Raw genomic sequence first — 15,610 nt, 5'->3', positions numbered from 1 at the left:
GAAAAATAAAAAATAAAATTAAGTAAAATAAATAAAAAAAGAATAAAAATAAAAAGATAAAAGCTTGAAATTAATCAAACTTTACTCCCTCTTCTAAAGGCACCTCTCTTAACCAGCTAATGTCACTTTTATAAAGCATTCTAATGTCAGATAAATCATATCTAATCATTGCAAGACGTTCAATACCTAAACCGAATGCTAAAGCTGGTGTGTTAATGCCTAAAGGCTCTAAAACTTCTGGCCTGAACATTCCACAACCACCAAGTTCAATCCAGCTTTCCTTTTCTTCCAAGTAGATTTCACACTCAGTTGAAAGATAGGTGTAAGGGAAATAAGCTGGTCTGAATCTTACTTCAAAACCTAATTTCTTATAGAATTCCTTTAGAGTACCCAATAAGTTTTGATAATTGATTCCAGGAGCAGCAACAAGCCCTTCAACTTGATGGAACTCTGGCAAATGCTTGTAGTCAAAGGTTTCTCTTCTGAATACTCTTCCTACTGAAAACATCTTAATAGGAAGTTCACCTTTTGCCAATCTTTGAGTGGAAATTCCTGTAGTGTGGGTTCTTAAAACAGATTGACGAGCAATATCCTCATCCCAATCATAGTTCCAACCTTCAGAACCGGTATTTCCACCATCTTCATGAGTTCTTGCTACTTTTTGAACAAGCTCATCATCTGGCAAATCACAAGTTAAAGGATTTTTCACATAAAATGTATCCTGCATTTCTCTTGCAGCATGATCTTGAGGTTGGAAAAGAGAATCAAAATTCCAGAAGGCAGACTCCAAATAATCGCCTTTATCTTCAGTGAATCCCATATTCAAGAAGATTTCTCTAATTTCCTGAATGATTCTTCTTAAAGGATGCTCTTTACCTGGGAAGAATATAGGATACTCTGCATTGATATCATAAGGCCGGTATTTTAAGTCTTTCCAAGATCCTTCCTTAAGCTGTTGATGGGTCAATTGAGTAGCTTCCTCTTCAATGGTGAATCCAATATCTAAAATCTCACGACCTAAATCGGTTAATTCAAAACTATGGAGAGTTGTCTTTTGCTCAGCAATAAGGTTTTTCCTCTCTTTAAGTGCAGATAAACCTTTAGCCATATCTTCATCCAATTGCTCCTTAGACACTTGTGCCTTTTCAATAAGGGTTCTTAATAATGATTCATCATCACCTAATTTTTCTTTGCTGGATTCCCCTACATCAGTAATGGATAATACTCCCTTATCCATTTTTGCCCAACTTTTACGAACCAGCCAACCAATGGATATGTTGACTTCTTTCTTGTCAAGCCCTTCTAAACTAGCCAAATCCTTCATGGCCAATTGCTTTTTATCCTGCAATACCTTAAGGATTCTCCTTTCAGGAAGGCCTATTTCAGCATATTTTTTACCATTTTCAGTCAAGCTAAATTTCTCTTTTGTCTCTTTGTTTACAATGATGATTCCTTTAGAAGCTAATGATCCTGCAGCACTCATTACTGATTTAATATTTAAACCGGTATTTTCAGCTATTTCATCAGGAGTTGCATTTTCATTAATTTCTAACTCTTTTAATAGCTTTTTTTCATAAATATGTAATTCATTAATAATTTTATTAATATCTTCACTCATCTAAACACCAGATGTTTTTTATAATTAATTGATAAGAATAATTGATAGATTATATTTTATAGATTATTTAATTGAAAAATTATACAAAATATCTATCATTTCATAATATTATAATATATCTCTAATCTAATTAATAAATATATTCAAAAATAGGAATTTTAAATTTTAAAAAATGGATAAAATAAGAAAAATAAGAAAATAAAAAAAGAATAGAAATTAGAAATTATCTGCAAGATATGATAAGAATATGGATGCTGCAGTTAAATCAGCAGTTGTTCCAGGATTTAACTTATTATCATAAAGATAATCATCAAATTCCAATAGTTTTTCTACAAATGAATCATCATCCTTGAATTCCAAAATCTCACTTGCCTTTTGGGACACATCTTCTGCCACTTCATTGCCGTATTTTCTTGAGATTAAAGTGTCTGGAATTTGAGATAGGATTGTCATGAATGTTAAAACTGTAGCCTTATTAATTACATCAACATCATCAGAGGTTTTCCAAAAATTTGAAAAGCAAGGATATCCGATTTCAAAGCAAACAGGCATTTTATTGGTAAGTTCATTTGCTAATCTGTCCCAACCTGCGGAGATTTCCAAAACATCAAACATTGTTTGATTGTTTGCTCGCAATTCATCCTTAGCCTTTTCACTCATAACATCAAACTCATCTTGATCGCCCATTCCACCAGCATCCGCAACATTGATTGCATCATAAAGGTTTACTGCATCTTCAACAGTTGTAGCATCCATTAAACGACCTACATTCTCTTGAATTTCATCAAAGCTATCGCTTATTGAAGCTGCAGCAGCAATTGGAATGCACATCATCATAATGCCTAAATTAGTGTTGGTTTCAATCCATCTGTTGGTTTCATCAACAGCTTGGAAAATGTATTTTCCTAATTCTGCTTTGGACAAATCATCAATTTTTTTAGCTTGACTTGCAACAGCTTCCATAGTATCTCCAATAACTACAGCGCTTATTGCAAAGTCCTGAAATACCATATCATCAAAATTGCGAGTTCTGTGAACATTACCAGGTTTTGGCCAACCACTCACTTCAAGAACAGATGCAATTTGAGCCAATTTAGCAATTTCTTTTGCTTCCACAAACACTCCCCCATTATAAGTGGTCTAAAGCATAAGGAGCAAAATTAGTGATTATCAAATCAGCTCCAGCTCTTTTTATGGATAATAATGATTCCATTATTGCTTCTTCAGATAAATATCCGTTTTCAATAGCCGCCATAATCATGGAATATTCCCCGCTTACATTATAAGTCACTAAAGGCATTGGAAACTCATCCTTAATTGTCTTAATAATATCCAAATAAGGAAGTGCCGGTTTAACCATTAAAAAGTCAGCACCTTCAATGACATCAAGTTCCGCTTCCCTAATTGCTTCAAGAGCATTTGCAGGATCCATTTGATATGATTTTCTGTTTCCTGCTGAAGGAGAAGAACATGCTGCTTCTCTAAATGGATAATAGAATGAAGAAGCGAATTTAACTGAATAGGACATAATCATTGTATTGTAATAGCCATTTTCATCAAGGATTTCCCTTAAAGCTTGGATTCTGCCATCCATCATATCAGAAGGGGCTACAATATCTGCGCCTGCTTCTGCATGGGACAATGCAACCTTTGCAAGATATTCCAAGGATTCATCATTTAAGATTTCAAAGCCGAAGTCAGTGTCATCATTCTTTTCAATCAAACCGCAATGGCCATGGGAAGTGTATTGGCATAAGCAGACATCTGTAATGATAACCAAATCAGTTTCCTCTTTAAGCTTGCGAACAGTTCTTTGAACTATACCTGTTGAAGCAAAAGCAGGAGATCCGATTGCATCCTTTTTCTCTGGGCTTGGAATACCAAAGACAATGATTGATTTCAAGCCTTTTGCTTCCAATTCCTTTGCATATTCCACACAGTCATTTAAAGAATATCTATATTCTCCAGGCATTGTGGAAATAGCTTCCTTTTCACCATCTTTTAAGTCTTCTTTAACAAAAATTGGATAAATCAAATCCTCTTTATTCAATTTAGTTTCACGTACAATGTCTCTAATTTTAGAGTTTTTCCTATATCTTCTCATTCTTGTAATTGGAAAATTCATGATTTCACTTCTAATGATTATGTTAATAAAAAAATTATTGTTAGTTTAATTTTGATTAAAATAGAACAATTTTAGGCATTAATTAAAGTTATTCATATCTTAATCTTATTCATATATTAATATATTAAATTACTAATATAAATTTTAATATAATTTTAAATAATTTAAAATGATTTTAAAATAATTTTAAAATAAACCATATAAAAACTTAAACTATATTAATGGAAATAAAAATATTTAATATTAGAAAATTAAAATTGGGAAAAGTGAACAAACTTATAATAATTAATAAAATATTTTGAGGAATAATATGACAAACACTATTGGAAAAATCTTTTCAATTACAAGTTTCGGTTCCAGTCATGGAAAAGCACTTGGAGCAGTTGTAGATGGATGTCCGGCTAATTTGGAACTTAGCGAAGAGGATATTCAAATTGAATTGAATAAAAGAAGACCTGGAACAAGTGCACTCACAACATCCAGACAAGAGGGAGATAAAATAGAAATAGTATCTGGAATATTTGAGGGCAAAACAGATGGAACCCCAATCACTGGAATCGTTTATAACACTAATCAGAAATCTAAGGATTATTCAAACATTAAAAACACTCCAAGACCAGGACATGGAGATTTCTGCTGGATGGAAAGGTATGGAATTTACGACTACAATGGAGGCGGTCGTGGAAGCGGTAGAATCACTATAGGACATGTTATTGGAGGAGCTATTGCAAAGAAACTATTGAAGACCCAAGGCATTGAAATAATATCTCATGTAGTTCAAATCGGAGATATCAAAGCAAAAAATATAGATTATGAAAACTTAAAAGACACAATTGAAAAAAACAACGTTAAATGTGGCGATGCAGAAGCTGCAAAACTTATGGAAGAATTGATTCTTTCTAAAAAACAGGAAGGAGATTCAATTGGTGGAATAGTTGAAACAATTGCAACAGGACTTCCTGCAGGACTTGGTGAACCAGTATTTGGAAAACTTGATGGTGATTTAGCACAAATATTAATGAGCATTAATGCAGTTAAAGGAGTTGAAATAGGATTAGGTTTTGAAAGTGCAAAATATTCCGCTTCAGAAATTAACGATGAATTCTGCTATGATGAAAATGATGATGGGGCAAAATGCATAAAAACTAAAACCAATAATTCTGGAGGCATCCTTGGAGGCATGAGCAATGGCATGCCAATCGTTTCAAGAATTGCAGTTAAACCAACACCTTCAATCTCTAAAATCCAAAATACAATTGACTTGGAAAAAGGAGAAAACACAACAATTGAAATAAGTGGCAGACATGATCCATGTATCTGTCCAAGAGTAACTGCAGTTGCCGAATCAGCTACAGCTATAATTTTAGCAGACCATATGATTAGTAGCGGATTTATTCATCCAACAAACTTGAATAAATCCATTTAAATCAAAATAGGAATCTCATGTAGAAATCTTGAAATTACATGAAATGAAAAAAAACAGCTGAAAAATAAAAAATTATTATATTAAAAAAATAGAAAAATAATAGAAATTAAAAAATGAAATTAAAGAAATAGAAATTAAAAAAATAAAATAAGAAAATTAATTTAATTATTATAATTATTTTTCTTATTATTCCTTTTTTTATTGGGTTTTGATTCGAAATTAAGGGAATATACATCCTCTTGTTTTATGCGATTTGCAAACCTGTCCTTAAGACGAATCATTTTAGAACGTTCAGGATATTTCTCATTGATATCCACTTTCATACCATCAAAAGCAGCTAATGTTCTAACTCCAGTCTTTTTAGAGACTCTTATTGCCTCTTCAACTGGATTTGCCGCAATCATCTTGAAACCAAAGTGGGTCATAATCGCTAAACTTGGCTTGACTTGCTCAACAATATCAATGAAATTATCAGTGCACATATGTCCCCTAATGGATCTTGGGCCTGGTCTTAAAACACTACCTATTAAAATGTCTGCATTTTTATGATATTTAGGCAATTCATCAAAATATTCAGTGTCAGAGGTATATGAAATCTTAAAGCCATTATTCTCTATTTGGAAACCAACACCTGTAGGGTCACCATGCCTTGTTTCAGTACCTTTAATGGTAAATGAAGGAAAACGTGCTATTTTATTAGGGGTTAAAATCAGATTTTTAGAATTGCTTTTATGATAACTTGAAATAGCAGGACCCCAACGTTGGAACTTTTCAAAAACGGTTTGGCTCCCCATGATGATACCATTATTCTTTGTCATTCCCCTTGTCATTGCTTCAATAAATATTTCAGCATCATTATAATGGTCTGTATGGGAATGTGAAATAAAAACCCCATCAATTTTTGTTGGATTTACTCCAAACTGATACGATCTGACCAATGCTCCAGGACCTGGGTCGACTTGATAATTTTTTCCTCCGAAATCATCAATTCTAAAGCCCCCAGTCATTCTTTTCTGACTGATGGTGGCAAATCTACCACCTCCAGAGCCTAAAAATGTAATTTTCATTATTGTCACCTTTTATAAAAAATATAAAATAACTCTAAATGCAATCAATCTAAATACTTAATCGACAATAAACACTATTTATTCAAGATGACATAAAATAATATCACATTTTAAATTAGCCTTATTACGTTTAATGCATAAAACTTCATTTTCAATAACAACTTGGTCCTTTAATAATGCATCATCTTCACCTTCAACAAACATGATAACATTTTCACTAGGTTTTGCAAGAAGTTTCCAATTGATGTCAAATGCCCTTACATCAGGATTTAATTTCACTTGAATCATCTTATCATCAATTGAATCAACAATTCCAACAGGACCCTCATCTATTATTGTAGATGCTAATTTAATTGTCTCATTTTGTTTTAATAAATCCTCTCGGAGTTTTGTTCTAAACTTAGCTAAAAGATTTACATCTCTTTCAATTACTTCATCTAAATAATCTTGAACTTTGTCTTTAGACAAGTTGTTTTGTTGGATGACAACATCATATTTAGTACCTAAAGAAGGAGTTTTTTTAGAAATATCATCTATGATTTGACCGAAGATATCTCCCATATATTTCAAGCTAAAACTAGGTTTCCATCTTTTCTTAAGCATTTCATTAGCTAATGATTTTGTAATCTTATTACCAAATACGATAATTGAGGACTCTCCTTTTTTTGAATTAACTATTTCAGATCCAGTTAACTCAATAATCTGGAAACCGTTGGTTGTACCGTAAATTCTTTTCCTTTTGGTTTCCATAGTTCCTCTTGAACTGACCTCTCCTACAGCTACATTTTCTACACTTTTTACTTTAGTTGCATCATCTGTAACTTTAAGGCTTATCCCAAGCTCTTCGGCTCTTGCGTATAATTCTTCATCACTGGTAATTTCACCGGTGTAAATTTCCTGTTCTAAAAGTTCACGTTCCTCTTTAGAACCGAAATAGGCAATTCTTCTCTTATCTCCTGCCATTACACATCCTTTCTTTCCTACATAAGCAATAATTAAACTCATAATCTCACATCGCTTAAACATTAGGCATACTTAAATTTAACTTACAATCCAAATTTTACAATCCAAATACTTTCAACTTATGCCTATTAAATTTTAAATTTTCTTAAATTAATTAAAAATTTCAAATTTCAGAAAAGTGTTGAAAATCTTATAAAAAACATTAAAAATGAAAGGCTTAACTTTACCTCCATTGAAACTTTTTTGAAATTTAATATCTTATTATATATTTATATTTTTACAAATATAAAAAGTTTTTATAAAATATTTTAAAATTTGAACTCATTTAAACTAAAAAATGTAAAATCTCATAAATTTTAACCCATAAACCTTAAATGTTTCAATAATATAAAACTTTATATATTGAAAGGGACAAAGTAGAATTAATTATTATTTGGAGGTAATAATATGGTTAAAATCAATGAAATTTACAGATGTAACCACTGTGGAAACATGGTAGAAGTTATTGTTGAAGGTGCTGGAGAATTAGTATGCTGTGGAGAAGCAATGGAACTTTTAGAACCTAGACAATTACCAGAAGGTGGAGTAAAACACATCCCAGTTATCACTAAAGAAGACGGCAAAATTGTCGTAACTATGGGAGAAGAAGCTCACCCAATGTTAGAGGAACATTACATTAACTTTGTTGAATTAATTGTAGGAGACCAAGTTTACCGTGCAAACTTAAAACCTGGTGATGAACCTAAAGCAGTATTCGATGTAAATGCAGAAGTTGAAGATGTAAAAGCTATTGAATATTGTAACATCCACGGTTTATGGCATTCCTAAGTATTATTTATTTTAAATAATACTTTTCTATTTTTTATTTTTTTAAAACATTTTTTTAAATTATTTCTCTATTTTTCCTAATTTTAATAATCTTAAAATAATCTTATTTTTCATCAAATTACTAAATTTTATAAAATATGAAATTCATAATATTAATATTATATAAGTAAAATTTATAAAATTATTAACTATAATAAAATTATAATAAAAACTAAAAATAATTAACTGTAATTTTTAAATAAAAAAATTAAATTTTGATAGCATGAGAAAAGATATTATATTAATTGTTTTAGTATTGATAGCAGTTGTTAGTATAAGCGGTTGCATTAACAGTCCTATTGATAATATAAACAATAGAATGAAAGATTTGAACACTGATATTACTGAAGGCGATAACGATTATAATGCTGCAATCAGCTCCATAAATAGCCGTGATTATGCAAGTGGAAACAATAACATTCAAATTGCAAAGGAAAAATTCAATGATGCAGAAACAAAACTTTCAGAAATTGAAGACTATCAAGATGACTTAAATGAAAGTGTATATAAAGAGTACATTGATTTGATTAAAGAAGAAGTGTCATTAAAGAAACAGGCAAGTGATGAGCTTTATTTAGCTATTCAATATTATGCAAATAATGATGCATATTCAGGAAATTCATATGCTCAATCAGCTAATAATCTAATGAAAAAAGCAGTGATACTTCAAGGTGAAAGAAATCAATTAGTAGAAGAAAACTCAGAAATTTTCAAAAAAGCAGGAATAATCTAATAATCTAAAATAGGGATTATTCAACATAATAATTTATATTTTTATTTGAATTATTCAATTTATTAGAAAGATCTATGAGGGGGAAAAATGAAAAAAGCATGCCCAAAATGTAATGGGACTGGTTCCATAGCTGTAGATACAAAAATATGTGAAAATTGTGATGGAACCGGTTATGTAGATACATTTGAAATGAAAAACCACTTTAAAGGTGTAAACAGTAATGCTAGAGCTAAGTTTGATTTAGATGCAGATCAGGATGTTCCATGTGAAGTATGTGATGGAAAGGGAATGGTAGATGTTTTGGAAGACTGTTCCTACTGTAATGGAACTGGTGAAATTACTGTTTGCAATGAATGTGGAAAACGTATTGACTCTGATAAGAATTACTGTGATGAATGTGCAGAAAAACATGAAGAGGAAAAAATGAAAAAACAATTGGAAAGAGAGAAAAATCCAGAAAAAATTGTTGTGGAATCAGATATTTCTGGAAAGGAAATTGTTTATGAATTAGATGGATTATGCGAAATGAGTGACTTAGAGCTTAATTCCATCTATAGAGGTAAAGTTACAAGAGTGGAAAGATATGGTCTTTTTGTTAGCTTAAACAATCAGGTTTGGGGACTCATGAGAACACGTAATTCTACAAATAAAGTTGGAGATTATGTATTTGTAAGAATCACCCAAATCAAAGAGAGAAAACGTGAAGTGGATATGGCTCCTGCAAGCGTTTTCAAAGGGGAATATGTGATTAAAAAAGTCAAGAAAAACATCAAAAGAACCAAAATCGAAACACTTGATGATTCTTCAATGGGTAATGTCGTTAAAGTCTATGGAGAAGTTATACAAATCCAACAGACATCTGGACCAACTATTTTTACAATCACTGATGAAACTGCAATTACCTGGGCTGCAGCATTTAATGAACCTGGAGTTAGAATGTACCCTGAAATTGAAATAGGGGACATTGTAGAGGTAATTGGAGAAGTCAATAAGCATAATGGTGAAATTCAAATAGAATCAAGCAGCATTGAAAAGCTTGGAGATGAAGAAGCAAACAAAATGAAGGAATTCATTGATATTGCTTTAGATAAAAAAGCAGAACCTGATGATGTTGATTTCTTAATCCAAAGCCCAGTTTTAGATAGGTTAAAACCTAAAATGAGAGAAGCTGCAAAAGTTATCAGAAGAGCAATTTTAGACGGAAGATCTATCCTTGTTAGACACCATGCAGATGCAGATGGTATTTGTGCAGGAGTTGCAATGGAAAAAGCAGTGATCCCCTTATTAAAAGAGTTCAATCCGGATAATGATGCAGAATATCACTACTTCAAACGTTCTCCTAGTAAAGCGCCATTCTATGAATTGGAAGATGTGGTTAAGGACTTATCCTTTGCATTGGAAGACTTTGAAAGACATGGGCAAAAATTGCCATTGATTGTGTTATTGGACAATGGTTCCACTGAGGAAGACATTGTAGCATTGATGCAGGCAAAAATCTATGATATTGAAATAGTTGTTATTGACCATCACTTCCCTGGAGAATTGATTACAAAAACATTGAAAAATGGAGAAACAATTGATGGAAGTGCAGAGTGCAACAATGAAGACATTATTGCAGGTACTGTTGCAGTGGATGAATACGTTGACACTCATGTAAATCCTTATCTTGTTGGAGGAGATTCACAAATAACTGCTGGAGCATTAGCTACTGAAGTTGCACACATCATAAATCCAGATGTTGAAGATTTAGTAAAACACTTGCCGGCTATAGCAGTTTTAGGAGACCGTGCAGAAGCAGATGAAGTGGAACAATATGTAAATCTTGCATCTGAGAAAGGATATGATAGAGAGCAGTTGAAGGAGATTGCTGAATGTATCGATTTTGAAGCTTACTTCCTTAGATTCATGAATGGTAGAGGCATAATTGATACCATTTTAGGCGTAGACAATCTTGACAAGCATCCTAAGATGGTTGAAGCATTATATAAAGAATACCTAAAACGTGTAGATACCCAAATGAAAGCGGCTTTGCCTAATATAAAAAGAGTGAAATTGGAAAATGGAATCTACTTCAACGTTTTGGATGTTGAAAAATATGCTCATAAATTTACATTCCCTGCTCCTGGAAAAACCTGTGGATTTGTCCATGATAAGATTGTTAAAGAGATTGGTGAAGATAAGCCAATCATTACACTTGGACATGGCCCTGACTTTGGAGTTTTAAGGGCAACTGATTCTGTCCATAAGATCTTTGGATTTAATGTAAATAATATAGTCATTAGTCTTGCAGATAAGATACCTCAAGCAGGTATTGATGGTGGAGGTCACGAATGTGCAGGATCAATAAAATATATTGAAGGTCTTGGTAAGGAAGTATTGAATCAACTTCTAAGTGAAATCCAAAATATGACTAATGAATAAAAAAAATAATTTCAATAGAAAAATAATTTTTTGATAAATTTTATCATGAATTATTTTTTTTCAATTTTCTATTTTTCTAATTTTTATAATTTTTATAATTTTTATAATTTTTAACTTTTTTCTAAAATTTCTATTTTCTGATAACTCAAAATTAAAAATTTATTAAATCATTATTTTTAAACTGTTAGATGTAGATATACTAAATTCATTTTTATACTCAGAAGATATAATTTATTTAAATTGATTTTATGATTAATTAAATTAATTCATTTTGAATAAACCATCATTTAATGAAATGTTACTATATAATTTTTGCACAAAAATGAAATTGTGAAAAATTGGGAAAATTTTTATCAAAATTTTTTGAAAATGTGGATTTTTATGAAAATTATAAAAAAATTTAAAAAAAAGTTTTAAAGAGATGAAACAAAAATCTTAAAAAATTGAAATTGAAAAAATTATATGAAATAAATAAAAATAGTTTTAAAAGAATAGAATAAAAAATAATTTCAAAAATTATTATAAAAAAATAGTTGAAAAAAATTAAAATAAAAAATAGAATAAATAATAGAATAAAAAAATAGAATAAAAAATTTAAAAATTAATAATAAAAATTTTTATTCAGCTTTTTTAGATTTGTAATCTTTGATTGCTTCAGTCAATGCATCTGCTGCTAAGTTAGAACAATGCATCTTGATTGGTGGAAGACCATCTAATGCATCAGCAACATCATTTCTAGTGATCTCTAAAGCTTCATCAACTGTCATTCCCTTTGCAATTTCAGTTATCATACTGCTTGTAGCTATTGCAGCACCGCAACCAAAGGTTTCAAACTTAATATCTTGAATTACATCATTGTCATCAACATCAATGTAAATAGTCATTAAATCCCCACAAGTAGGGTTTCCAACAGTTCCTTCACCACTTGCATTTTCAATAATACCAGAATTTCTTGGATTTGCAAAATGGTCCATAACTTTTTCACTGTACATATCTTATCACCTTATTCTTTACATTATCTTTTTAAATAATCCTAATATTTAAATTTTTACTTAATGATCTGGGTCTGTAAACTTAGACTCATCTAATTCTAAAGATTCATTATTTTCATTATCCCATAATGGGGACATTCTTCTTAATCCTGAAACAACTTCATCCAATGCATCTACAACAACATCTACATCTTCTAAGCTATTTTCAGTACCTAAACTTAATCTTAAGGAACCGTGAATCTCAGCATCTTCCAAACCTAAAGCACTTAATACATAGGATGCCTTTAGACTTTTTGATGAACATGCAGAACCAGTTGCACCATTGATTCCTTTAGCATCTAATCTTAAGATCAAACCTTCCCCTTCGATTGCTGCAAATCTAAAGTTTACATTATTTGGAAGTCTATTCTCTCTATCCCCATTTAAGTAAGCTTCTGGAATCCTATCACTAATCTTTTCAATAAGAGCATCTCTTAATTCTGTAAGTTTTGCAATGTTTTCATCCAAATGTTCATAAGCAAGCTCAGCAGCTTTACCAAAACCTACGATACCTGGAACATTTTCAGTACCAGACCTAAGACCGTTCTCTTGACCTCCCCCATGAATCAATAATTCTAATCTAACTCCTTTTCTAATAAATATTGCACCAACACCTTTTGGACCATAAATCTTATGGGAAGAAATGGACAATAAGTCAATATTTGCTTCTTTAACATCCACTGGAATCTTACCTACAGATTGCACTGCATCACAATGGAAGATAATTCCATTTTCCTTTGCAATCTTACCTACCTCTTCAATTGGCTGTATAGTTCCTATCTCATTATTTGCATGCATGACAGAAATTAAAATGGTATCTTCTCTAATTGCATTTTTTAAATCTTCTATACTGATTATACCATTTTCATTTACTGGCAAATAAGTAACTTCATATCCTCTTGATTCAAGGAATTCACAAGTTCTTAATACTGCAGGATGCTCAATTTCTGTAGTAATAATATGTTTACCTTTATCTTCAAATTTAAGAGCCACACCTTTAATAGCCATATTGTCAGATTCAGTTCCTCCACTTGTAAATATGATCTCCCTTGTATCAGCATTAATTAATTTAGCTACATGTTCACGAGCTTCTTCAACCGCTTTTTTAGCATTCCTACCTAATTTATAAAAAGTAGAAGGATTACCGAATTCTTCTTTCAAATAAGGTACCATTGCATTAAATACTTCTTCTTTTACTGGAGAAGTAGCAGAATTATCCATATATATCATAATTAGCTCTCCCAATTTTTTCTCTAAATAAAAATTATTTTTTTAGTAATTATATTAATTATTTTAAAGATAAAATAACTACGTTATTATAATTTTTTAAAAAATATAACTATAGTTATATTTCCTAATTTATTATTAGTAAGTTTTAGTATATAAAGTTTAGGTTTAACTAACTTTTTTAAAAAAGAGCATTATAAAAATTGAAAAATTTAAGTGAAAAATATAATTGAAAAAATACAAAAATTTAAAAAAAAAATAAAAAATTAAGGGTATAGAAATATTAAAAATAATTGGAGAATTAAATTATTCTCCAAATTTAGCAGTGACTTTTTCTAAAGCTTGATCAATATCAGCAATGATATCCTCTACATCTTCAAGACCTACAGATACTCTAATCAAGTCAGGAGTTACACCAGTACTTTCCTGTTCTTCTGGAGTTAATTGTTGGTGTGTAGTGGAAGCTGGGTGGATAACCAAACTTTTTGCATCACCAATATTAGCAAGTAAAGATAACAATTCAAGATTATCAATGAATTCTTTTCCTGCTTCAAGACCACCTTTAACACCAAAGGTCAATAAAGCACCATATTGGTCTCCTAAGTATTTTTTAGCAGTTTCATGTGTTGGATGACTTTCAAGTCCAGGATAACTTACCCAACTTACTGCAGGGTGTTGTTCTAAATGTTTAGCTACTTTTAATGCATTTTCAGAATGTTTAGCCATTCTGATAGATAAAGTTTCTAAACCTTGCAAGAATATGAAACTGTGAACAGGAGCAAGTGTTGCACCTAAATCTCTTAATAATCTTGCTCTTATACGAAGAGTATAAGCAATGTTTCCAAGACCTGGGAAATCACCGAATACTTCCCAATAGTTAAGACCATGATAACTTGGGTCTGGTTCAGAAAGGGTAGGGAATTTACCATTTCCCCAATTGAATTTACCGCTATCGACAATATATCCTCCTATAGCAGTACCATGACCTCCAACAAACTTGGTTGCAGAAGCTGCAATTACATCTGCTCCATGTTCTAAAGGTCTTACTAATCCAACAGCAGCAGTATTGTCTACCACTAATGGAATATCATGAGAATGAGCGATTTCAGCTAGTTTTTCAAATTCAGGAACATCCAATTTTGGATTTCCGATAGATTCCACATAAATTGCTTTTGTCTTATCAGTTATAGCCGCTTCAAAAGCATCAAGATCTTGAGAATCTACAAAGATAACATTACGTGCCAAATCTTTAAAAGTGTAATCAAACAATTGGTATGTTCCACCATATAAATTATCTGCAGAAACTATTTCATCACCAGGTTGGGTAATGTTTAATAATGCATAAGTAATAGCAGCTAAACCACTAGCAGCAGATATTGCAGAATTACCTCCTTCTATTGCAGCAATTCTCGCTTCAAATGCATCACTAGTAGGGTTAGTTAATCTACTGTAAATTTGACCAAATTCCTGAAGAGCAAACCTATTTGCTGCCTGATCCGTATCCTTAAATACATAAGATGAAGTTTGATAAATCGGAACAGCTCTTGATCCTGTTGCTGGGTCTGGTTCTTCTTGTCCTGCGTGTAATCCTAAAGTACTTAATCCATAATTTTTGTTAGTCATTTTATCACCTATAATATAAATTAATTAATAAATATAATGAATACTAGTGGATTTTAATAAATTAGACATTTAATAAAATTCTTAAAAATATTCTTTTTGAAATATTTTTAATATAATCATTAAAAAATAACAATTGTTATATTTTATATTTACAAGTGTTCTATTCTTAATGAAAAAATATTAAAAATAGTGAGATTATTAAAAATAAATTTTAAGAAAAATATTCATTATATAACAATTGTTATACATAGTATATAAAGTTTTTGATAATTCTAGAAATTATAAAGAAAAAACAATAGCAAAATATAGAAAAATCGTTTAAGAAATTAAATAAAAGTAGATCAATCATACTAAATGATAATAAAAAAAGATAATAAAAAGTTCGCAAAATATAAAACTAAATAATGTTAGATAAAAAAAGGCTGGCAGCTAAATGAAATTCCCATAGACCGAAACCCATAGTACACAAACAAAACGCGAAAAGACTTAACTTCTGGGATCGAAACGAG

Annotated in this window: 12 protein-coding genes; 4 read left to right on the top strand and 8 right to left on the bottom strand. The window is 30.9% G+C overall.

All coding sequences use genetic code 11. The features are described 5' to 3' along the window. Positions 1–70 precede the first annotated feature (70 nt). The 3 genes from QZU90_RS06195 to hemB all read right to left on the bottom strand — a co-directional run bounded on the left by QZU90_RS06195 (position 71) and on the right by hemB (position 3,743). Positions 71–1,618: a phenylalanine--tRNA ligase subunit alpha gene (locus tag QZU90_RS06195; RefSeq protein WP_296856189.1), complete on the bottom strand. Its 1,548-nt coding sequence runs from the start codon at positions 1,616–1,618 to the stop codon at positions 71–73. A 216-nt stretch (positions 1,619–1,834) separates the two neighbouring features. Continuing rightward, positions 1,835–2,734 carry a triphosphoribosyl-dephospho-CoA synthase gene (locus tag QZU90_RS06190; protein WP_296856187.1) on the bottom strand — a complete coding sequence of 300 codons (900 nt, stop codon included), beginning with the start codon at positions 2,732–2,734 and terminating at the stop codon, positions 1,835–1,837. A 13-nt stretch (positions 2,735–2,747) separates the two neighbouring features. Beyond that, positions 2,748–3,743 carry a porphobilinogen synthase gene (gene hemB, locus QZU90_RS06185; RefSeq protein WP_296856185.1) on the bottom strand — a complete coding sequence of 332 codons (996 nt, stop codon included), beginning with the start codon at positions 3,741–3,743 and terminating at the stop codon, positions 2,748–2,750. A 310-nt stretch (positions 3,744–4,053) separates the two neighbouring features. Here hemB and aroC point away from each other — a divergent pair, with 310 nt between their 5' ends. Then, positions 4,054–5,169, top strand: a complete 1,116-nt coding sequence (gene aroC / locus QZU90_RS06180; RefSeq protein ID WP_295605928.1) for a chorismate synthase — start codon at positions 4,054–4,056, stop codon at positions 5,167–5,169. A gap of 161 nt (positions 5,170–5,330) precedes the next feature. Here the strand turns inward: aroC and QZU90_RS06175 are convergent, their stop codons facing one another. Both QZU90_RS06175 and QZU90_RS06170 read right to left on the bottom strand, forming a co-directional pair. After that, complete coding sequence (locus QZU90_RS06175) at positions 5,331–6,236, bottom strand: MBL fold metallo-hydrolase (protein ID WP_295605930.1); 906 nt, start codon at positions 6,234–6,236, stop codon at positions 5,331–5,333. 78 nt (positions 6,237–6,314) lie between these two features. Beyond that, positions 6,315–7,241 carry a DUF2121 family protein gene (locus QZU90_RS06170; protein ID WP_295605931.1) on the bottom strand — a complete coding sequence of 309 codons (927 nt, stop codon included), beginning with the start codon at positions 7,239–7,241 and terminating at the stop codon, positions 6,315–6,317. Between the two features lie 405 nt (positions 7,242–7,646). Here QZU90_RS06170 and QZU90_RS06165 point away from each other — a divergent pair, with 405 nt between their 5' ends. From QZU90_RS06165 to QZU90_RS06155, 3 genes are all read left to right on the top strand, one after another. Next, positions 7,647–8,027, top strand: coding sequence for a desulfoferrodoxin (locus tag QZU90_RS06165; protein WP_295605933.1), 381 nt, complete (start codon positions 7,647–7,649; stop codon positions 8,025–8,027). A 262-nt stretch (positions 8,028–8,289) separates the two neighbouring features. After that, complete coding sequence (locus QZU90_RS06160) at positions 8,290–8,799, top strand: hypothetical protein (protein ID WP_295596904.1); 510 nt, start codon at positions 8,290–8,292, stop codon at positions 8,797–8,799. 87 nt (positions 8,800–8,886) lie between these two features. Continuing rightward, positions 8,887–11,220 carry a DHH family phosphoesterase gene (locus tag QZU90_RS06155; protein ID WP_296856182.1) on the top strand — a complete coding sequence of 778 codons (2,334 nt, stop codon included), beginning with the start codon at positions 8,887–8,889 and terminating at the stop codon, positions 11,218–11,220. A 617-nt stretch (positions 11,221–11,837) separates the two neighbouring features. On the opposite strand, the gene nifU is transcribed toward QZU90_RS06155, so the two are convergent. The 3 genes from nifU to QZU90_RS06140 form a co-directional block, all read right to left on the bottom strand. Continuing rightward, the gene (gene nifU / locus QZU90_RS06150; RefSeq protein ID WP_295605937.1) at positions 11,838–12,212 is read right to left on the bottom strand and encodes a Fe-S cluster assembly scaffold protein NifU; all 375 of its coding nucleotides are present in this window, start codon (positions 12,210–12,212) and stop codon (positions 11,838–11,840) included. A gap of 60 nt (positions 12,213–12,272) precedes the next feature. Beyond that, complete coding sequence (nifS, locus tag QZU90_RS06145) at positions 12,273–13,478, bottom strand: cysteine desulfurase NifS (RefSeq protein ID WP_295605941.1); 1,206 nt, start codon at positions 13,476–13,478, stop codon at positions 12,273–12,275. Positions 13,479–13,784: 306 nt separating this feature from the next. Then, the gene (locus QZU90_RS06140; RefSeq protein WP_295605939.1) at positions 13,785–15,101 is read right to left on the bottom strand and encodes an O-acetylhomoserine aminocarboxypropyltransferase/cysteine synthase family protein; all 1,317 of its coding nucleotides are present in this window, start codon (positions 15,099–15,101) and stop codon (positions 13,785–13,787) included. Positions 15,102–15,610: the final 509 nt, after the last annotated feature.

The sequence above is a fragment of the uncultured Methanobrevibacter sp. genome, from assembly GCF_902784195.1.
Classification (GTDB): domain Archaea; phylum Methanobacteriota; class Methanobacteria; order Methanobacteriales; family Methanobacteriaceae; genus Methanobrevibacter.
This window is presented reverse-complemented; position numbering and strand designations above follow the sequence as displayed.